14 protein-coding genes are annotated in these 21,149 nt (G+C 47.3%); 5 read left to right on the forward strand and 9 right to left on the reverse strand.

Annotated features, from left to right (window positions below):
• Nucleotides 1–87 precede the first annotated feature (87 nt).
• The 7 genes from J4G07_07115 to J4G07_07145 all read right to left on the reverse strand — a co-directional run bounded on the left by J4G07_07115 (nucleotide 88) and on the right by J4G07_07145 (nucleotide 8,558).
• Entirely contained in the window at nucleotides 88–1,545 is a 1,458-nt protein-coding gene (locus J4G07_07115; GenBank protein ID MCE2413758.1) for an ABC transporter permease subunit, read from the reverse strand.
• Nucleotides 1,546–1,581: 36 nt separating this feature from the next.
• Nucleotides 1,582–3,084 (reverse strand): ABC transporter permease subunit, encoded by a 1,503-nt coding sequence (locus J4G07_07120; protein MCE2413759.1) that lies wholly within the window; start codon nucleotides 3,082–3,084, stop codon nucleotides 1,582–1,584.
• Nucleotides 3,085–3,254: 170 nt separating this feature from the next.
• Nucleotides 3,255–3,806 carry a hypothetical protein gene (locus tag J4G07_07125; GenBank protein ID MCE2413760.1) on the reverse strand — a complete coding sequence of 184 codons (552 nt, stop codon included), beginning with the start codon at nucleotides 3,804–3,806 and terminating at the stop codon, nucleotides 3,255–3,257.
• Between the two features lie 70 nt (nucleotides 3,807–3,876).
• On the reverse strand, nucleotides 3,877–4,671 hold the full coding sequence (locus J4G07_07130; GenBank protein MCE2413761.1) for a phytanoyl-CoA dioxygenase family protein: 795 nt from the start codon (nucleotides 4,669–4,671) through the stop codon (nucleotides 3,877–3,879).
• A gap of 24 nt (nucleotides 4,672–4,695) precedes the next feature.
• A complete protein-coding gene (locus J4G07_07135) occupies nucleotides 4,696–5,910 on the reverse strand; it encodes a phytanoyl-CoA dioxygenase family protein (GenBank protein ID MCE2413762.1) in 1,215 nt (404 codons plus the stop codon).
• Between the two features lie 28 nt (nucleotides 5,911–5,938).
• A complete protein-coding gene (locus tag J4G07_07140; GenBank protein MCE2413763.1) occupies nucleotides 5,939–6,964 on the reverse strand; it encodes a dehydrogenase in 1,026 nt (341 codons plus the stop codon).
• A gap of 1 nt (nucleotide 6,965) precedes the next feature.
• A complete protein-coding gene (locus tag J4G07_07145; GenBank protein ID MCE2413764.1) occupies nucleotides 6,966–8,558 on the reverse strand; it encodes an ABC transporter substrate-binding protein in 1,593 nt (530 codons plus the stop codon).
• A gap of 408 nt (nucleotides 8,559–8,966) precedes the next feature.
• Here J4G07_07145 and J4G07_07150 point away from each other — a divergent pair, with 408 nt between their 5' ends.
• Complete coding sequence (locus tag J4G07_07150) at nucleotides 8,967–11,030, forward strand: HEAT repeat domain-containing protein (protein ID MCE2413765.1); 2,064 nt, start codon at nucleotides 8,967–8,969, stop codon at nucleotides 11,028–11,030.
• A 135-nt stretch (nucleotides 11,031–11,165) separates the two neighbouring features.
• Here the strand turns inward: J4G07_07150 and J4G07_07155 are convergent, their stop codons facing one another.
• Entirely contained in the window at nucleotides 11,166–14,819 is a 3,654-nt protein-coding gene (locus J4G07_07155) for a S8 family serine peptidase (GenBank protein ID MCE2413766.1), read from the reverse strand.
• A 182-nt stretch (nucleotides 14,820–15,001) separates the two neighbouring features.
• Here J4G07_07155 and J4G07_07160 point away from each other — a divergent pair, with 182 nt between their 5' ends.
• Nucleotides 15,002–16,639, forward strand: a complete 1,638-nt coding sequence (locus tag J4G07_07160; protein ID MCE2413767.1) for an acetolactate synthase large subunit — start codon at nucleotides 15,002–15,004, stop codon at nucleotides 16,637–16,639.
• 297 nt (nucleotides 16,640–16,936) lie between these two features.
• Entirely contained in the window at nucleotides 16,937–17,977 is a 1,041-nt protein-coding gene (gene mtnA, locus J4G07_07165) for an S-methyl-5-thioribose-1-phosphate isomerase (protein ID MCE2413768.1), read from the forward strand.
• A gap of 15 nt (nucleotides 17,978–17,992) precedes the next feature.
• On the opposite strand, the gene J4G07_07170 is transcribed toward mtnA, so the two are convergent.
• On the reverse strand, nucleotides 17,993–19,282 hold the full coding sequence (locus tag J4G07_07170) for an amidohydrolase family protein (protein MCE2413769.1): 1,290 nt from the start codon (nucleotides 19,280–19,282) through the stop codon (nucleotides 17,993–17,995).
• Nucleotides 19,283–19,564: 282 nt separating this feature from the next.
• Between J4G07_07170 and J4G07_07175 the strand changes: the two genes are divergently transcribed.
• Nucleotides 19,565–20,524 (forward strand): cold shock domain-containing protein, encoded by a 960-nt coding sequence (locus J4G07_07175; GenBank protein ID MCE2413770.1) that lies wholly within the window; start codon nucleotides 19,565–19,567, stop codon nucleotides 20,522–20,524.
• A gap of 8 nt (nucleotides 20,525–20,532) precedes the next feature.
• Nucleotides 20,533–21,102 carry a hypothetical protein gene (locus tag J4G07_07180; GenBank protein MCE2413771.1) on the forward strand — a complete coding sequence of 190 codons (570 nt, stop codon included), beginning with the start codon at nucleotides 20,533–20,535 and terminating at the stop codon, nucleotides 21,100–21,102.
• Nucleotides 21,103–21,149: the final 47 nt, after the last annotated feature.

Here is a 21,149-nt window from a genome sequence, read left to right on the forward strand (position 1 = left end):
TTAAAATGATACCACATTTGGTGAGAACAGTCAAAAAGGATCTGTCCCATCAAATGTGGTGATTTCCAACCGCGGCTTCTCCGCATCCTATTTCACATCGGTTCGCAAAAATGCTAAAACAGCCGACATAAACAGAAGTAGTGAGAGCGAAACTAACAACATCAGATCCAGCAACGCCGCTTTGAAAGTGATACCTATCGTCAATTTCTCTGAGAACTTGGGAATGCTGTTAAAGGCAACCGGTTTCTGGGATAAACCTTCTTTTACGAGATAAACATGATGACTTTCGTTGTCTGCTCTGTCCTCTGATTGGATGAAGTCAACGAACTGTTGCCTATAGCGACGTGCTTGTTGGACAAACCTTTTATGTCTGGCGAACCCTGTCCCCGCCAGAGATTCCAAAGCGTATTTGTAGATAGCCGCCGGGGATAGCCGCGTAATTTGTTGCGTAAACCCAACCTGTGCAAACTGCTTATCCAGATGCTCATCATCAAATCTACTCTTCGCATCCGCACGTTCAGTGAGATAGCCTGCCCATGTTCTGAGTGCCTCAATGTTGGGTGGATTGCCGGAAGGAGAACCGAATTGGAAGAGTTTTCTATCTTTCCAGTATCGTTCATGGATTTCATCAAGTTGTGCCTCCTTTAACCGAGAAACTTCGCTCCTGGAGGGAACCTGCTGGAAACCGCTCGCCAACGCCCCCATTGTGTTTGGAATCAGTACCACAAATACAACCCAAATCAGAAGTAGGATCAGCAGACTGCTTGACGAATCGGAAAATTGGCTCGAGATAAACAGGCCAAGCCATAAGAATATTGAGACGTAAAGGGCAGAAATAACAACGATTATCCCAAATCTTACCCATTCGCTCCCGTCGAGTGACACCAGTTTCGACGCGTTGACAATCATTAGATTCAATAATATCCCAATCAGGAGGGGTAACATGAGAGTAAGAAACGCACCGATGAACTTTGCCAGAAGCACGGTAGCACGGGAGACCGAATTAGACATGAGCAAGCTTAAGGTCCCTATTTCACGCTCTCCAGAGATTGCATCGTAAGTGAATAGGATTGCCATGAAACTCATCACCAATCCGATGATGAACGTCCAATCTAATTGCGTAAAATTTGGCAGCGCATCATTTTTCTGAAAGACATCTTGCACATATTCAAGCCACCAATTGTTTGAATGCGAGTAGTGAAAATTGGAGGCAGTCCAGTTGCTGCCGGAAGAAGCATTCGCGGTGACCCGCTTCGGCAATTTCGCGTCTGCACCCGTAGCGATAAACGCCAATGGACTCGGCTTCTTATAGAGATCTCCCGGACCTTTTACACCTAACTCGCCTAAACTGGCACTTCGTTCCTTCAGCGATTCCGTCGCGGCGTTGATATCTTGGGAATATTCTGATATTCTTCGCGGATATTGACTACTCACAAATATCACAGCATTCATCACCATCAGTGCCATTATCAAAACCACCGTGAGGGCAAACCGAAAACGGGTCAGATTATCAAGAATTTCGCGTTTTGCTATGTGCCAGATCATGTCATTTCCTTTTATCAGGTAATCCAGAGATGGGTGCTATATAGCGTCGTAGCGCAAGAATGAGATGAATGCTCCCATGAAAAATAGGATATTTAACACCGCGAGTATCATAATATCCGGTAGGGCACGTTGCAGACTACGGCCGATACCCTCGCTCCGTTCTTTAAATCTGGGTATGCCGCTGAGGTCAAGAGCCCCTTGAGCTCCATCCTCTGTAAACCATCTACGTGAGGAGAATATTTTTTCATCTCTCAGATATTCGACCCACTCTCGGCGGTATTGTCGAGTCTGTTCCATAAACTGATAGAAACTTCCCAAGTCTGTCTCCGCAAGAATTGCGGCAGTATTGTAGTAAACGGGTGCTGGAGATATGCGAGATATGTTCAGTGCCAAGAGAGACTGTCGGTTCGGATTTTCGTCGAGATATGCTTTACGTATTTGCCATATCCTGTCGGCGTATTGTGCCCGTAGATTTTCCTTGAACCCGTAATATTCTTGGATAAACGGTATACCGTCCTCGTTTGCAAAACGGCTCATGCCTATGGTCTCTCCGCTGCCATAAGAACTTCTGTCTGAACTTAAGCCCATGCCACCAGGCTTGGCATGATCCCAAGGGTTTTCAACACCGCGTTTTTTCAAATACTCTCCAACTTTGGTCTCAAATTCCATCCACAGTTCATCCGCCTGTGTTTTGGACGATTGTTCTGATCGAATTGGACTCGCATGTTCCACGAGTAAAACTGTTAAATTGGGAATGATCAGCACGAAAATCACCCAGACGCACATTGAAAACATCAGGGTGATAGAGGAGCGATGTGTCCGAGCGGAAAGGAAAAGTCCAATAAGAAAAAAGAGGGAGACGTAAAGCATAGAGACGAGAAAGATGAGTAAAACCCGTATCCAATCTGAACTATTAAAGGAGACATAAGGCGAAAATTGTATCACCAATAAGCCTGCCACGAAACTCGCAACAAGTGGAAGAGAGATGGATATCATCCCGGCAATATATTTTCCTAAGAGCAGCGTCGATCTCGGAACTGCGCATGAGAGTGCCAATCTTAAAGTCCCTGCTTCTTTCTCTCGCGATATAGCGTCGTAAGAGAAAAGCAGCGCGAGCAGACTCATCACCACTTGGCAGATGACCGTGAAATCAATAGAGGAAAAGATGTTCAAATATGGATTATCAGATCCGTGTTGTTCAGCAACGGCAGGAACAGATCCGTGCGCCACAGCTACCGAATTGCCCTTCCTTTTATCCACACCTTCGTTGAAGACACTCAACAGTTTCGGTTTCCGATTACACTTCAGTCTACGATTTTGCCCAATTTGCCCGAATTCAGAGTATTTTTTGACCTGTCTTATCTGATCTTCATTTTCTCGTATAGCCGTTTGGTAACTTTGCAGTCTATCCTCATAACCTCTGGTCAGAACAAAGAGATTTGTTACAATCAGGAAAAAATAGATGAGCAATCCCATCAAGAACCTGAAACTTAAGATATTGGATGTGATTTCCCTTCTAACAATTGTCCAAAGCATCATATTTCCTCAGTTACACAAAGTATAGATGGTTTTCGCTTCTGCCGCGCTTCACTCCCTATAGATGACACTCGGATTTAAAAGTTTTCAGTGACGCGCCACTTCTCAAAGACTGTCTCATTGAAAGAAACACTGTGATATTTGTATATGTACGTAGAACCAATCTGCAGTTGCTATTCTGTTTCGTCGGAATCCTCCTCAAAGTCGTAGAAATCGTCGAAAATCTCAACATCACTGGGTGCGTATTTCTCCCCATAAGCGGACTTGATGCTATTCCATAACCGATTCAAAACTCTTTCACTCTTCAATTGGTTGTAGTTGATTCCCGCTATCGCTCTCTGTATACAATCGGCAATAATAACCAAAAGGATATCGGGAACTTCGGCATCCTCATCAATGATAGCGTCAACAGTTTCCCATACTGCGTGCTTGAACAGGGTTGGTAAACGATTGATATGGTGAAGGACCACCTGTGTTACGAGCACAATAAAACATGACACGCGAGGGATGGAGATATCTTTAGCGATATCATGCGCTTCCAACTCTTCAGGTATACCGATTTCATAGACATGCGCAACAACGCCATGGTGGATAAATCCTATGCGAAAGTCAAAGTTCTCGGGTATCTCCTCTTGAAAAAGCGGTGCACAATGGTCTGGCGCAAGCCGTAGGTACTCCATTTTTAGTATTCGCTTGTCAATACTTGTCTGTTTTTTCTTTCTCATCAATCTTTGCGCTTTCCATCGAAAGCTTCAAACATCGGAGGAAAGCCCACTCCCATAAAAATTTGTCCGTTTAAACCGTATCCAAAAATCCCAACTCACGTAACCGATCAATCCATTGCTGCCGTTTTTCACTGCCCGATGGATTTGCGACCCAGCGCGGATCGTAGAGCGGCTCGCTCGGTCGATTAAAGTGTTCGGGACTCTTCGCATTGCTACGCGCGCGGTCGCGTGTAGCAGCATCTTCTACTGGCGTTTTCGGATTGTTATAGTAAACTATAGTGCACATTCGACGGTCATCATTGCCACCCCAACTGGCATGCCAACACCGCATATCGAAAGCGACCACATCGCCGGGTTCCGATTTGCAAACATAACCCGGAACGTCACAAATCTCCAGTCCCAACTCGTTCAAATTCTCCCGTAGATCGTTGTGCAGCGGATTTTTGTGAGAGCCGGGAATCAACCGTAACGCCCCGCTTTCCGCGTCAACAGGTTCGAGATAATATGCGAACTTCACCCCGTAGCAATCCTTGGTTGGATCGACGTTATGGTCGGGATGCCAATTTGTATTGCCTACATAACGGTTCGCATCCGAAACAACGAAAAAGACATCGTCGCCGTATAGTTGCTCTGCCACCTTGCAGAACCGTGAGTCCTCCGGCAAATCCGAGAAAAATGGTGTTTCGGGTCCCATCATCGGCAGCCAATGTCGGTGCGTTCCATCAAAGGGGACATGACTGTATGCAGACGCCATCGCCCCTTCAAACTCCTCGTGTATAGTGTTCAACTCGTCTTGGCTGAACACCTGCCGAAAAATGAGGAATCCCAAAGTGTGGAAATGCTTGATTTGCTGTTCTGAGAGCATGATGTTCCTCCGCGCTTTGTGGCGTTAAGAATCAACAGTAATTGATTCAGTTGCCCAACTATTAATAAAATCTTCGACGCTGAAACCCGTGGGCATATCGTTTGGATTATAGTCAGACATTCGTTGGAAGCCGGGCTGATATGTATCTTCCGGAAGTTTCAATTTTTCATCAAGTGGCTGGAATCGCCCACACAGTTCGGTTGCCCGCTCGGACGTAAAGTGATTTCCAAGATAGATGATGTCCCGACCGTTCCCCCATAGGGTGGAAGGATTCGCAGTTGTGTGCTTCAAATCATACAATTTCCCCGCCAGTTTTGAGAGCATGACGATACTGACCATCCGTTCATGTGGTGAGGGATGCAATGCCGCCAGTTCAGCACAGAATCTGTTCGCGTCTCCGTTAATGATGGCATGGAAGATAGCGGCTATTCGATCAAACTCCTGAAAAAAGAGCGCGTCCCATGCCTCAAACTGTTCGCGTGCTGTATTTGAGAGATAATGATAGAATCCCGGTTCCCAGTGCCGCCAATGGACATTGGGTAAAGCCGCAAATCCGAATGGACGGTAACCCGGGTGAAGTGTGCGCCGCATCTTGCTACTGTAATAACTACCCCAGTGCAGCAATAGATGCGTGTATACGACGCCGTCTCCAGCATTCAGTTCAACTGGCATTCCACCGGGCAATGGAACAGACGGATTTTCTGCGAGTTGTCTATGCTCTGCCTCGGTATTAACCCGACGGTGGCTGCGCGGGACAATCCAGAAGACACTGTCGTCATACAAGGCAATATTCCACTGAAGATAACTCGGTCCGTGGTGTTCCATGTTTGAAATCATCCCACGCAGTGGAGCCGGTTCACCAGGACCAATGTCCCGATGCCAACGCATCGGACCCGCATCGTGACTCCCACTACAGATGCAGGCGAATTGGTGAGGCACGACGTGTTCTGCTTCCATCAGCTGCTGGCTAACGCCGAGCGTATTTTCATGAAGCAGAAATTCGATTGCCGAGCCAGATTCCTCATCACAGTCGGTGTCAAATTTCAAGCGCGGTTGAGCAGAACGCTCCCAATCACCGCCTTGTGGATCGGTAGGGAAACGGCGTTGTGCAGAAAATTCTTTTCTCCGACTGACCATGTGTTCGATACTGCGGCGCAACGGTTCGAGTTCTGCCCTCGGCACGACAGATCGCAGTATGTTGTACCCCTCTTCTCTGAACTGTTGTCGATCGACTTGCATGATATGTTTTCCTCTTCCTAACACAAGTTCAACGCGCTAACTTCTGCTGCAATTTCGGGCTATCTATTACCTCCCGATTCACAATCCACGTGGGAATCTTCCCAGAAGCCACGTTGATAATGCTCCCACATGCACTCTTGGCGTTGCCTTCAAAACATTCATCCGTCCAGCAGATACTGTGTGGGGTTACGATAACATTGTCCAGACTTAAGAGTGGATCGTCATCGCTAATGGGTTCCTGTTCAAAAACATCAAGACCCGCTCCTTGAATCCGTCGGTTCTGAAGTGCTTCTGTGAGTGCTTTCTGGTCAACAATTGGACCGCGTGCGGTGTTAATCAGATAAGCCGTCGGTTTCATCAACCCGATACATCTTGCATTGATGAGTCCTCGCGTCTCTTCGTTCAATGGACAACAGACACATACAAAATCAGCCATTTGCATCAAGGTGTCCAGATCGACGGGTTCCACATCTGCTTCTGCTGCGTCTGCAGGTGTGACGTAAGGGTCGTAGGTGATGTGGCGCATCCCGAAAGGTTTCGCCAGTTTAAATGCCTCTTTTCCGATATTGCCCATACCAACAAGCCCAAGTGTCCTACCGACTAACCCCATGCCTCTATAGTTTTGCGTGTTCCGCCAGCCGCCGGAACGGGTCAGCCTATCCTTTATCAACAGTTGGTGGCTCAGTGATAAAACAAAAGTCATAATAGAGGTGGCAACAGGACGGCGAACACCGTCAGGGGCAATCGTCAGCAACACACCGTTTTCCGTACAGGCTCCCACGTCCACCTTATCGTATCCGACACCGAAACGGGCAATAACAGCCAACTTGTCAGCGTCTGTGAACGTCTCTGTGGTGATACCCGCGCCCAATACTAAGAGGGCATCATAATTCTGCACCTGTGCCGCTTGTAATACCGGTGTATTCTCCGCAATATATTCCCAGTGCAGACCTGCTTCGTCAAAAAGCGGACCTGCGATGTCATCTAAATCGCAGGTGCCATCGGGTCCCAAGAAGTCCCGCGTGACACCTACACGAAATACGGATTTGTTCATATTATTCCTCAATCCAAATTTGGCGGAAGTATTTCCAATTCAACGGTTGAAGTTTAAGGTTTTTGACCTTTTTGTTAGTGACTAAAATCTGCTTCGCATGCGCCAATGGGACCCACGGTACATCTTTGTGGAAAATCCGCTGTGCTTCTTGATAGAGCGAGATTCGCTTTTCTCGATCTGAGGTTGCTCTTGCTTGCTCTAAAACGGATTGCATTTCATCGCTTCGATAAAATGCGATATTTCCAGCGGGCTTCTCCGCTGAGGATTTACTGAGAAGAAAGTAGAGGAAGTTATCAGGGTCCCCGAGGTCCGCACTCCATCCTAACATCGCGATGTCGTGCTCCCCATTCTTCGTTTTCTCAAGATAGGTCCCCCAGTCGAAGGTCACGATTTTTGTCTCAATTCCAACATTTCGGAGTTCGGATTGAAGGACTTCTGCCAGGGCGCGTCCATCAGGAATATACGGACGTGGGACGGGTAATGCCCAGAGCGTCGTTTCAAACCCCTCGGGATAACCTGCCTCAGCGAGCAGTTTCCTCGACAGTTCTGGATCGTAAGCGTAACCCTCAATTGAATCATCATAACTCCAGAGTGTCGGTGGAATCGGGTTCTTCGCTGGGATTCCCAAACCTTGATATAAGTGTTCAATGATCGCTGACTTGTTGATAGCGTGGTTAATTGCGAGTCGCACCTTGAGAGTGTCGAAAGGAGATTTGTCCATGTTCATCGCCAAGTAGCCGATGCTCATCCCGGGTTGCGATAACAACTCAAGCGTCTCGTCATCTCGGATCTGTTGCAAATCGTCCGGATTTGGGAACTCCATCGCGTGGATACTGCCTTGCTGCAGCTCAATGAGTCGCACTGAGTTATCAGGAATAGAGCGAAGGATGACTCTCTCTAACATAGGAGGTCCACCCCAATAAGCGTCGTTTGCCTCAAGGACGATTTTATCTTTCCTATCCCATTGCACAAACTTAAAGGGACCCGTGCCAACAGGATTATTGGAAAACTCATCGCCCCATTTTTTTACTGCTGTAGGACTGACAATGGAGAAAGGTGTTATTGCAATGGTATAAATAAAAGGGGCATAAGCCGTTTTAAGGTGAATTTGAACGGTAAAGTCATCAACAGCGATAATCTTGTCTACAATCTCTGCCAAGCCAGTTGCTATCCAGTAAATATAACTACCGCCAACTTTATGGAACGGATGTGTATCGTCGTGCTGTCGATTAAGGGAAAAAAGCACAGCTTCAGCGTTGAAAGGGGTACCGTCATGAAAAGTCACGCCTCTTCGAAGGTGAAACGTCCATATCAAACCATCTTCTGAACTTTCCCAATTCGTGGCGAGACCTGCTTCAAGCTCAGTACTTTCATCCTTGTAGTGGACGAGCGTATCGTAAATATTATCGCAAACTTTGAAGGATTCTCCATCTTCTTCAAGAGCCGGATCTAAGCCCACAGAGTCACCGCCACGCCCGAATATTAGGGTGCCGCCGCGCTGTAGATGTGAATCGGCACGTAACGGGGAGAACCCCGCAAGTAGCGATATTAGAAAAGTGAATAAGAAAATCCGTGTAAAAAATCTGTGTTTCATATCTTAATTTATTACTCCTTGGCACCGCTCCTGCACAAACCTATGGAGGCTTTCGGGAAAATACGCGGCGGTTTTCAGTGATTAACATCCGTCCGGAAGACATAAGGTTTCCAACAATTCTGAAGATTGCGAGGAAGAGGATGGAAGCAAAACTCAGAAGCACGTAATTGACCGAACTGACAACTACTTATAATACGGAGTTTTCTGCAAAATGTCAAACGGTTTTCGGTCTTCGGTCTTCGATTATTGTAACAAGAGGCTCCTGTTAAACGAGAACCGCTTTAACGCTCACTGCGAGGCAAACTGATAACCAATACCAAGCGTGAAACCCTTTTTATGTAAAAATCGTTTTATTAATTGGAGTAATTTTTTAAAATTAGTAATAGGGTTCAATTTGTCTAAAAAATTATGTTATCTTTTGAACAAGTCATCCAGAATTTAACGGATACAACGCAACCGAGTATTGTCCGCTGCAGTGCTATAGCGAATCTCATTTCACAAGGTAGTTCCGAAGGAATAAGATCCCTAATTGAGGTACTTGCTGATTCAGATTCGATGGTCCGGCGCGAAGCCGCAATGGCACTTCGACAAATGGATGCGACTCGGGCTGCGCAACCGCTGCTTGAAGCGTTGCAGGTGGAGTCAAACGATTTAACGCTTTGGGCAATGCTTGAAGCTGTTGGAGAGTTGGCAACACCTGACGCGCTTCCTATGCTCGAATCGCTCCGTGCTGCGGGTCCTATGCTCACACGGATCGAAGTGAAGAAAAGCATCGCGCGGATTGAAGCGCGTTATGCCAATGGCAGCACTTCTACATCCGCAGAAGCGTCTGAACCCGAATTGCACCACGAGCGAATAGAGGCACATGAACCGTCGGCAACAGAAGACCTCGCAGATACAGAGATCACTCCAGAAGAAGACCCAGGAGCATCGGAGTCCAATGTTCCCCATGACAGCACTGAAGATTTCCAAGAGACTACATCCGACGATCTGTTTATAGAAGAATTAGAAGATGTAGCGACAGTTGAATCTCATGAGAAACAACCCACAGAATTTGAAGAAATATTCACAACTCCTTCTGTTGATCCAGACGAAGGAGCTAGGTCAACGCCAGAAGAGATAACTGATATACCTGATTATACAGAGTCCGCGGATGAACAGGTCGATGTCCTGGAGGAAACGGAATCAGCAGATGAAGTAACTGATGCCCTGGATTATGTACAGTTCGACGATGAATCGAATCCACCTATAGATGAAATCGGAGAAGACCCCCAATCAGAAACACCTACAGAGACTTCAACAACCGATACGGAATCAACACATCGAGAAAAAGAAGATCAAGAGATAAACGATTTAGCGGAATCCATTGCACGATCATCTCGTCTTGCCGGTTCATCGGTTAATCTCCCCGTGTTAGCACCTAATGCTTCCACCGTCCCGTATGATCCGAAGGGCACTGCGCTTGAATCCGCCGAGACGAACTTTTTTCTTACCCTTATACACCCTGGCAGGTATCTCTCCAAACAGTGGATGCAACGAACGCGGGTGTATCCGATATTGTGGGCTGTCCTGGTTATCGTTACGATCGCTTTCACTCAGTATCAGAAACACACAAAAATAGAGTTAAGTCCACTATCTCGTTTTGGGCTTTCTATCAGTAAACTACCGGAATTGGTAAAACGTTCATTGGCGGAAGGTGATTTCTACATTCAGGAGGGATATTATAGGAAAGCCATTAATTCATATGAGCTGAGCAGGGGACTCGGTGCCCTTCCGGTTAGTTTCTATAGGAAACTCGGATTTGCGTATTTTAAGGAAGGTCAGTACGCCCTTGCCGTTGAAGCGTATGAACTGTTTTTAGAGGCGAAAGAGAATGAGAACCCGGACGTGTTTGCCGCCGAAGCTTCACTCGTTGGCGTTTATCCGCTTACATCGGTAGGAGAAGGAACAACCCGCGACTATGAAACTTACAATATCCTTGGGACAGCGTATATGAAACTCGGACGTGCTTTGGACGCGCAACGCACCTACGAAAAGGCGATACATCTTGCCCCGAAATATGGTGAGGCATACAATAATCTCGCACGCCTCTATGCGCATAACTATCCCGATCATTTACCGGCAAATATTAACAACCCACAAGTTTCACACCCGTTGTTTGCAAATTCTGTTTTGCAGACTTCACCGAGACTGCGGTTTGCTGAGGCATTAGCCTATACAGCCGTAACGTTGAATCCGGATGTCGCTGCTTATCACGACACCCTCGGTTGGATTTTATCGAAGCGGGGACAAGTCAACAAGGGAATCAAAACTTTGGAGCGCGCCATCAATCTACAAAGCGATGCTGTCGAGCCTCATTATCACCTGGCGCAGGTTGCGCTAAAAGCCAACGAACGGGAGAGGGCAATAAAAGCGATCCGAAACGTGTTCAAACTCAATCCGGCTTTTGTATCGCTCAATACAGCAGAATAGCCAGCAGCGGTCAGCAGCCAGCAGTCAGTAGTTCATGTAGTAAGTTGTTCTCACCGCGAAGTAGTTTTGTCCTCTACAAAGTCCTCCTACTGAAAACCGAGAGCCGATGGCTGACAGCCGCTCTATAGAATGAAATTAGCGAATGACAGAGAATTTGCCGATGCGTTGATCCTTTTGAGACGAAAGGACATAAATATAGACGCCACTGCTGACACCAAAGAGTTCCCAAACCCTTCTATCTCTTTCATATTCCGTCCGAGTCAGCGATGCAATACAGTTTCCACTGACATCGTAAATATCAATGTTCGTTCCCGCCGGTAGTTTATCGAATGTAACCTGATTACACGCTGTCACCGGATTGGGATAGACAATCACCTCTGCCAACGTTGGTGCCAAGAGCATTATTGTCAACATTCTGGCATCCTCTGCAAGATCGGCACCATGTCTATCCGAAATTTGCAACGCCTCAATCTGATAGCGATTGCCCGTGCGGAAGACTTCTGGAGAAAATGTAAGGACAACCCGCTTCCCCGCTTGGTCAAGAATCGCCGAGAGCGGCGCGTAACTTTCCGAACCGTTTTCCATTTCGCTCTGTTTGTGTAGACGGTAACGACCAGCGTGTGTCGCAGAAACGCCCATCGGTTTGTCAAACTCCAACAAGAGTTGATTCGGTGGAGAATGCGCAGCGGCATGCAAGCGGGGTCGCCGTGTTGGCACGACAGATATTGATGTGGATTGCTTTGAAGTTGTAGATGCAGGTGTCTCAAAAACGGTCAAGGCATTATCACTGTTAAACAACAATGCCTTTGCTCCATTGCTATTCAGGTCAACGACAATCGGATTGAAAGTACTTGTTGCGGGGTGGTGCCAGATAGGTCGATACTCTATTCCGTCATACTGTACGAGGTAGAAGTTAGGCTGAGCGGCGATGCATAGTTCATTGTGTCCATCGTTATTCGCGTCCGCAATAGTCATTCCATTTCCCCCATCTCGCACGTCACGGATGCGTTGTGTCCAGACGGCACGATAAGTATTATCACCATCTGATTTGAAAATAGTTAAAAGCCAGTGATAGTAACGAATATCAAGTTCCGTAGTGCCGACGTGGGTACCCGTTCTGGCGCAGATAGCAAATTCGTCGTTTCCATCACCATCCATATCCCCAGCGGCAAAGAGTTGCGGTGTGCCTTCAGGAAGCGTGTGTATCCACGTTTGTTTGTATTGGTTGTTTCCAGATGCTTCATGTACGAACACTCTTCCATCGTTGTCCGCGGCTAAAATCTCTATCTGTCCATCGCCATCAAAATCACCAGAGGCGAAATTCGCACTAATCCCGTCGTTTCCCCACATTGGGCTTTCAAGGGTAGCTACAATTCGATAGTCATTATCTCCGATTGCCTCGTATATTGAAATAGCATTCGTAACATCGTCGCGTGCGAAGATTTCAGGTGTACCGTCTGCATCCGTATCTGCGATTGTTCGACTCCACTGCCCGCGTGCTTCCCAGATGCGTTCCGTTGGAAATTCGCCTCGTGCGGGTTGTTCCAGCAGAAATGTTACCCCCGAAGCATTGCACAATATTTCTATAAGTCCATCGTTATCTGTATCCGCTGATGCCCAGGGCCACAATGATTCGGGAAATGAAAAAATCTGTTCGTAGGTCCCATTGTCCGCTATCTCAAAAATTTGTGCCGTGCCAGTTTCCATTTCAACCGTGAAAAGTTCTAATTTTCCGTTTCCGTTTATATCCACAGGTGAGGCGATAGCGTGCAATCCATTCTCAATTGATGCGACTTGCGAGAGAGGGGATATATCAATTGAGGCATCGTTCACTTCAATCTGATATAACCTGCCGTTGTTGTCATCAATGTGCAGCTCTCCGATGCGGCTTTTCACCACCAATTGGTACAAATAAGTGCCCGGTGGTCCGCCTAAATCGGATACATTGACAAAATGAAGCAGATTCTCTGAATCCGAATAGACAGTTCTATCAATATTCCGGTTTGCCTCCAAAATTTGGATTTTGCCTGTGGTTAATGCGTCCGTTTGCCACATCACCACTGAATTGAATTTGTTTCCCGCAAGCCACGGTTGTGCTTCATGCTTTATAATAAGAGGTGCCTCGTGAACCACGTCAACAACCACCTTGGCTCTCTTGAGGTCTCCATTTTCGGATTTAACACTCAGTCGTAGGGTATACCTGCCTTCCGCTAAAGCAGAGGTGTCCCACTTGTGTAGACACTCGCTCAATTTCGGTTCAGTTTGCGCAGCTCCCAAGGGATACCATAAATCAGGAACTTCACCGATGCCATACTCCAGCCAGAATTCAGAAAATTCAGCACCACCTGCGCTCCCGATAATCTCAACTCTATCAAAGATAACCTCGCGAGCTATCACTGCGCCGACGATTTCAATTCCACCGTGAGCTTGTTGCAATGTCCGTTGCGCATCAATTTTTGCAACAAGCGATGTTGAAGACACGAGTGCCGCGTATGCATCCAGTGAACCTGCTCCAACGAGTTCGGTAATGAAAAGCGGCTTTGCAGTGGTAATCAATTTCTCTTGAATCTCTATATTGGTAGCGTTCGGGTTTGCAGACAAGACGAGAGCCGCAACACCAGAGACATGTGCAGCTGCCATGGATGTACCGGATCTTTTTCGGTATTCCCCATTAAGTGCTGTGCTGAGAATTTCTTCACCGGGCGCGGCAATATTGATTGTAGCTCCGAAATTAGAACCGTCATACAACTGATTTTCCTGTCCAAGCCCCGCAACGGATATAACGGGTTTAAGAGCAGCAGGATAATAAGAACCGACTGTCGCCGAATTGCCCGCGGCACCAACCAAGACACACCCACGATGATGGGCGTATTCTATGGCATCTTCTATAATGAAGGCACGCACCGTATCCCCCCAACTCATATTAATCACCTGTGCCCCATTGTCTGCGGCGTAAACAATAGCGGCGGCGAGATCATCGTTCTGAAGATAAGCACCGCCTCCATACTTGAAACCAGCTCTCAGAGGCATCAAACGGCAGTTCGGCGCGATTCCCGCGACACCAAGCGCATTGTTCACTCTCGCAGCAATGATACCTGAGACGTGTGTTCCGTGTCCAGTTTCATCTTCGGGGTCATTATCGCGAACTGTCCAATCGCCGCTGCCGGGAAGGGTCGGCGCGTCGCTGAAATCCCACCCGATTCTGTCATCAATGTAACCGTTTCCGTCATCGTCAATGCCGTTCCTCGGCACCTCACCGACGTTCTCCCATATCTGCGAACGAAATTCAGGATGTCGGGTTGCAATCCCACTATCAACGACTGCCACCGTTACTTGTGGGTTTCCCTGTTCTATAGCCCACGCTTGTAGGATATTTAGGACATCTAAATTCCACTGCTCGGCATAGTTTGGATCGTTCGGTGGTATTTCTGCACAGAACTGGTTCAGGCGATTCACCTCAACCGCTTCAACAGCCGTGTGCCGTTCATACCGTCGCCGTAAGGTGTCCAATTTCCTATCTTTTGGAAACCGAATCAGATAAATGCGCCGGAGTTGGGGATGTCGTCCGCCGGGGGTCGTGGCGGGAAAAACTGGAAAAACAGACAGGGCACCGAGTTGTCTACTCAACTTTTCGAGTTGCTCACCAGATGTCCCCAGATTCAAACGGACGATCAGTTCTCCAGGTGTTTCAGTGATGTAAGAAAAATCGTCTGAATTGCTTTGGGCAAAGACCAATTGTGAATGGATAAACAGGACGAGGATGTAGAGGTAAAAAGATTTTTTTTCCATATATTTTTAGGGATATGTAAACATTTTAGCTTCTGCAATGTTGCAGTACAGCACACCTTGTGCACATTACTTTCTCTTAAAATTGCAATTCTATATCTCTATCTGATATATTAATGATAGGGAATTCAGAGAGAAAAAACAAATTTTTTCGTTTCCGCCAACAAAAAGGAAGTCCAATAATTATGAAAGCCTCAGAATTGATCGTTAAATGTTTGGAAAATGAAAACGTTGACTATATATTCGGAATACCCGGTGAAGAAAATCTGGATTTGATGGACGCGCTATTGGAATCCAATATCCAATTTATTCAAACACGTGACGAACGCGGTGCCGCCTTCATGGCTGATGTCTATGGTCGGCTCACTGGACGCGCCGGTGTATGCCTCGCGACTTTAGGTCCGGGAGCGATGAACCTTGTTACAGGGGTCGCTGATGCGAATATGGATAGGGCACCTCTCGTTGCGATCACCGGACAAGCAAGCTTAGACAGGATGCACAAAGAATCTCACCAATATATGGATGTTGTCTCTGTCTTCAAACCGATGACCAAATGGAATACACTCCTGCACCTCCCTGAAATCATACCGGAATCAATAAGTAAAGCCTTCAAGACGGCGACAAGCGAGAAACCTGGGGCTACACACATCGATTTTCCAGAGGATGTCGCCAAGATGGAAGTCAGCGCGGAACCTATGCCCCATGACTTTCCGAGTGAAGCCGAACCCGTTGCGTCCTGTTTGCTACGTGCCGCGCAACTTATTAACGACGCAAAGCAACCCATCATCCTCGCAGGAAACGGTGTTGTCCGTCAAGGTGCCTCTCGGATTCTGACCCAATTCGCTGAAATGACGAATATTCCGGTTGCACACACCTTTATGGGCAAAGGCAGCATTCCATGGACACATCGACTCTCCCTCCTCAGTGTCGGATTACAGGCAAACGATTTCGTTTCCTGTGGATTTGATAGGGCAGATCTTGTCATTGCAATCGGTTACGATATCGTCGAATATCATCCGCGTCTTTGGAACCCCGACCGGAATAAAAAACTCATCCATATTGATACACAACCGAGCGAAAGTGATGCCTCTTACGTCACTGATGTCGAGATGGTAGGCAACATCCGTCAGAGCCTCAGACACCTCATGACACAAGAAATCTATCCCAAAGATTCAGAGTATGCCTCAAACACCTTACGAAAAATCATACTCGATCAACTCGACGAACATCGCGATGATACAGGATTTCCTATAAAGCCCCAAAAAATCTTGAGTGATGTCCGTTCCGTCCTCGCTGAAGATGACATCCTGATTTCCGATGTTGGTGCGCACAAAATGTGGATCGCACGTATGTATCCATGTTATCAACCTAATACGTGCATCATCTCCAACGGTTTCGCCTCCATGGGCATCGCGCAACCGGGGGCTTTTGTTGCTAAACTTATCTATCCAGAGCGTAAATGTTTGGCAATCTGCGGCGATGGCGGTTTCCTAATGAACTCTCAGGAACTCGAAACAGCGACGCGAATCGGTGTCCCGTTTGTCACACTTATCTTCAATGATGAGGCTTACGGGCTTATCGAGTGGAAGCAGATGAACAGTTTTGGTAGACCTGCCCACATCGACTTCACAAACCCAGATTTTGTCAAATATGCCGAAGCCTTTGGTGCCAAAGGCTATAGAGTCGAAGGAAGTGACGAATTGGTTCCTATACTCGAAGATGCGTTCAGCCAGAAAGTTCCTTCAGTTATTGATTGCCCCGTTGATTATGCCGAAAATCTACGCTTAACCAACGAACTTGGACATTTAACATGTCCAATTTAATACTTTTAACTATCGGGTTTTCGCCCTGTGCTCCGCTTCGCTTACGCGCAGGTTTTCGCTGATTCTGTAGGCACTTCTTAAAACCGGACCCGCAGTCCGTAATGTAATAGAGGACGGATAGGAGAAAGCAAATCCGTTAAATCCAAAGCTCACTTCATTACTCCGCACGATAAATTAAAAATATGATTGCACTGTGGCATAGAAAATGCTATTATCTTTTAAACGCCGTCATAGTCTTTAGTCTATTTACAGCGGAATGTTGCTTCGTTTTTTTAGAGGAGGTTTCTGTACGAAAAAATGGCAGTTTCAACAATTGAGTGGGCAGATGGCAGAATTCGGATGATCGATCAGACGCTATTGCCCAATGAATTCAAACAGATTTATTGCGATGATCTTCCATCGGTCTGGGAAGCCATCAAATCCCTACGTGTGCGCGGTGCTCCCGCGATCGGTATTGCTGGTGCTCTGGGCGCGGTGATCGGAATATGGAATTCCACTACGAAAACCTATGATGCTTTTGCCGCCGAACTTAAATCCGCTACAGATTATTTGGCGACATCACGACCAACAGCCGTTAATCTCTTTTGGGCACTGGATAGAATTACCCAAACGGCACAAAAAAACAGTCACCTTCAGGTCCCTGAACTCAAAGAGGTGTTACTTACTGAGGCTTTGAAGATTATTGATGAGGATAAAGCGATGTGTCGTGCCATTGGGCAGCACGGTATGGCGTTGCTAAACGCAAACGACACGATTCTAACGCATTGCAACGCTGGTGGGTTAGCAACATCCGATTATGGCACAGCATTAGCAGTTATGTTTAGCGCACACGAGGCGGGTAAGAAGATCCAAGTTTACGCCGACGAGACGCGTCCCCTTTTACAAGGCGCACGTCTCACCACTTGGGAACTCATGCAAGCGGGCATTGATGTGACGCTTATCTGTGATAACATGGCGGCGCAGGTCATGAAAGAAGGGAAGATCCAATGCGTGATTGTCGGCGCTGACCGGATTGCCGCAAACGGTGATACTGCCAACAAGATCGGCACCTATAACGTTGCTATCCTCGCAGAGGCACACGGCATTCCCTTTTATGTCGCCGCACCGACTTCTACCTTAGACTTCGCCCTCGAAACCGGGGCAGAAATTCCTATTGAGCAGCGGGCAGCGGAAGAGGTAACAGAAGGCTTCGGGAAACTAACTGCGCCTGAAGGCGTTAAAGTCTATAGTCCTGCGTTTGATGTTACGCCCGCGGCGTTAGTTACAGCAATCATTACTGAAAAAGGCGTGGCACGCGCCCCTTACACAGAGAGCCTGCAGGCTTTGAGAGACGCATAAACGTAAACCTTTAAGTTATGCCGCTTTCGCAATGTTCGAGCGGGTGCCACTTATATCAAAGCAGTCGTACTGGTTTGTATTCATAATTCGGGTTGCAAACGCCATTGCCTGTTTTTCGGTGAGGTAACCGTCTGCAATCTCGGCTTCAAGGGCACGTCGGATTTCGTTTCTCGCTTGAATGGCATACGCCATCGCGCTGGTCGGCCACCCCGTATCGCCGCCGAAAGCGAACAATTTATTTGACGGGACAGCATGGATGCATCGACGGAGGAAATCACGCGAACTGTACGGATCTATACTCCACGCCCAGCAGAAGTCAACCCAAATATTACGATAATGCTTGGCAAGTGCGACCAGTTCGTCGTTATAAGGGTAGGCGATGTGCATCAACACAAACTTCGCATCGAGATACCGAGCAAAAAGGGCACACATATTGCCAGCAGGGATGCGTCGCACCGGCATCCGATCGTTGCCAGCATAATAACCGGTGTGAATTTTGAACGGGAGGTTGTGTTCAATCGTGAGTTCAACGCCTCTCGCCCAGCACCAATCTCCGAGGCAGAGCCGCGTTGCTTCGTCAACCGCTGCAGCAGGTTTGGTGAGCACAGTGTTCAAGGCAGTAGCAGCCTCAGCATCACTCCTCTCGATCCAGTTGAGTGTGCGGTTGTAAGCATGTTGTGATTTTACAGCGATAGCACAAGGCGCGTGTTTGGCGAAAATTGCCGACATAGCGGACTTGAGGGAAGTCACGTCGTTGACCTCAATACCTGTCTCGGTGTGGATAGCACTCGGATCGACCTGTCCATTACAGAATGTTGCCCATGAAAGGTCATAGAGGAAAAAATCGGGACCGGATGTGTCTGGGGTGCACTGCCAACTGAAATCGTCTGTTTGAATGTGATCAAGGTTTGCGAGATCGTGTAAGATGTGATAACGTTTGCCGGGAGAGCGAAGCGTCTTTAGGTTATTGGCACCCGCGAGACCATCGCCTGTCAGTTCGTCAAGTCCATAGATGTGTTTTGCGATGAGACTAACAGCCTCGCCGTACCCAGTAAACTGCGTCGCTTCCCACGCGTCTCGGATACCTTTAAACCGAGATGTGATGTCTTGAGAAGCGTCCATCAGGTTACGCATCGCTTCCGGGGAAGCACCAGCTGTTACCAGATCGGCAGGCACATAATTTCCGAATAGGTCTTGGAGAATATCGGGTCCGTTCTCAACCCATTCGGCTTCGCGCTTCATGTGTTCGTGTGTGTCAACGAGGCGAATAGATTGAATGTGATGTGTCAAATCAGTGGTTGCCATACAAGGTCTCCTTAAAAATTGAGATCAGACTATGCGTAGTCTCACGCTTGATACTTGACAAATGTGTTGAATTATGATTTAATATACTATGTTTTGGTAATTTACCTCTCTTTTCACTGTTGCAGGATGGAGTTGGTTCCGAAAAAGATGAAGTTGCTCTATTATTGTATAAAGAGTAGAGTTGTTATGTCAAGAAAAACCGAAAATAAGGAATGCTCGCGCAGGAACGCGAATGGTTAACGTCACCTTCTTGAAAAAGGGACCAGACCACAGGAGCATATAATGCCTACAGGACGGATTAAGTACTACAATTTCGATAAAGGCTTCGGATTTATCGCGCAAGATAGCAGTGATGCGGATGTCTTTTTACATAGTTCCGCTATTAAGCAGCCTGAATACGAGGAACTCCGTGTCGGACAGCGCGTAAAGTATAGCATTGTTGAAGGTGAGAAGGGGCTTGTTGCCCAGAACGTCGAAGTATTGCTGACACCGACAGAACGCCGATGGCTACGGCAAGGGAAGGCAATTATTCCGCGTGGTTACGCGGGGTTCCCGGGTCAGGGTCAGGGCCAATTTATCAGCAATGACACGGTGGCAGTGTCTGGTTATGATGCCGGCAAACCAAAGCCGAATCGGAATCGCCGAGACCATGATGCATCTGTAGCACCTCTGGGACCGGCAGCAAAACCACCACACAATCAACGTTCCTCAGCGACGGATTTTAAAGATTCGGCAGCACCGAGACAAGAGGCGCAAGACTCATCTTCAAAGCAACTCAGTTTTGGTGATCTCTATATCCTTAAGCAGATTAATTTTGAAACATCCATGTTTTTTGCGTTGTATAATCATGTACAACTGCCTGCTACCGTTCTTGAAATGACGCTCTCCAGTTTGACACTCAATAGCAATAAAGGTGAGCAGCACATCGCTAAAACGGATGTTAAATACTGTTATAAAGATATTGATGCAGAGAGGGTTCAGGCATCCGTTGATATTGATGCTACTGTGAAGGCACAGCAGCTGACACAATTAACCAATGATGTGCAAGCCCCTGAGATTGATACCAAAGCTGTTCGGCTCGCCCGAAAAAATGGAACTCCGATTGAGTTCACACTCCGTGAAGGAGAGATCTTCCGTGGCATTATAGACTGGGTCAGTCCTTACGAGATTAAACTCATTTTAGAGAACGGTGCCAAGGTTGTTATTTTCAGACATGCTGTGTATAGTTTTACCATAGATTAGGTGCTACCGTGAAAGCATACCACGAACTTCTTGATGAGATTCAGCGCGATGTCGAACGTTTGCGCACAGAATCGGGGGGGGTGCCGTGTCCATCTACCTGCTTTTCCTGCTGTCGAAACACTGCAACGATGGCAATAAGTGAAGTCGAGGCTCGCGATTTAAAGGTCGGTTTAGAAGCACTTCCTGTTGAAATTCGCGCACATATTCGTCGCAAGGCTGAACAGAGCATCAGAAAACTGAAGGCACACGGTTATGACGCTGAAAATATAATGCCGGATGCGGGCATGGAAGCAATTGCGGTCATAAAAGACACGCCTGAAGGCGAATGCCCTATGCTAATCGGTGGGGTTTGTACCGTTTACGAACACCGCCCTGTCATCTGCCGTGTCTGGGGATATCCTATTCATAGCGGCAATGAGTTAGCCTGTTGCTACAAAACTTTTATTGCGAAACGTCGCCGCTTCCGTCCACTCAGTTACGATCGCTATTGGAAAATGTGTCAGAATCTTAGCACAGCGTTGGGTGCCACTCGGAAGACCCCGAACTGCTACCTTGTCTCGCGATTGTTATCAAAATAACGCAAAACAAGACTTCTACACTTCTCTCTTTGGTGAGGTTAAAACCT

It is taken from the genome of Candidatus Poribacteria bacterium (genome assembly GCA_021295715.1).
Taxonomy (GTDB): Bacteria; Poribacteria; WGA-4E; order WGA-4E; family WGA-3G; genus WGA-3G.

Excerpts from the sequence above, each read along its gene's own strand:
- J4G07_07115 (MCE2413758.1), bottom strand. The coding sequence starts at position 1,545 with ATGATCTGGCACATAGCAAAACGCGAAATTCTTGATAATCTGACCCGT.
- J4G07_07120 (MCE2413759.1), bottom strand. The coding sequence starts at position 3,084 with ATGATGCTTTGGACAATTGTTAGAAGGGAAATCACATCCAATATCTTA.
- J4G07_07125 (MCE2413760.1), bottom strand. The coding sequence starts at position 3,806 with ATGAGAAAGAAAAAACAGACAAGTATTGACAAGCGAATACTAAAAATG.
- J4G07_07130 (MCE2413761.1), bottom strand. The coding sequence starts at position 4,671 with ATGCTCTCAGAACAGCAAATCAAGCATTTCCACACTTTGGGATTCCTC.
- J4G07_07135 (MCE2413762.1), bottom strand. The coding sequence starts at position 5,910 with ATGCAAGTCGATCGACAACAGTTCAGAGAAGAGGGGTACAACATACTG.
- J4G07_07140 (MCE2413763.1), bottom strand. The coding sequence starts at position 6,964 with ATGAACAAATCCGTATTTCGTGTAGGTGTCACGCGGGACTTCTTGGGA.
- J4G07_07145 (MCE2413764.1), bottom strand. The coding sequence starts at position 8,558 with ATGAAACACAGATTTTTTACACGGATTTTCTTATTCACTTTTCTAATA.
- J4G07_07150 (MCE2413765.1), top strand. The coding sequence starts at position 8,967 with ATGTTATCTTTTGAACAAGTCATCCAGAATTTAACGGATACAACGCAA.
- J4G07_07155 (MCE2413766.1), bottom strand. The coding sequence starts at position 14,819 with ATGGAAAAAAAATCTTTTTACCTCTACATCCTCGTCCTGTTTATCCAT.
- J4G07_07160 (MCE2413767.1), top strand. The coding sequence starts at position 15,002 with ATGAAAGCCTCAGAATTGATCGTTAAATGTTTGGAAAATGAAAACGTT.
- mtnA (MCE2413768.1), top strand. The coding sequence starts at position 16,937 with ATGGCAGTTTCAACAATTGAGTGGGCAGATGGCAGAATTCGGATGATC.
- J4G07_07170 (MCE2413769.1), bottom strand. The coding sequence starts at position 19,282 with ATGGCAACCACTGATTTGACACATCACATTCAATCTATTCGCCTCGTT.
- J4G07_07175 (MCE2413770.1), top strand. The coding sequence starts at position 19,565 with ATGCCTACAGGACGGATTAAGTACTACAATTTCGATAAAGGCTTCGGA.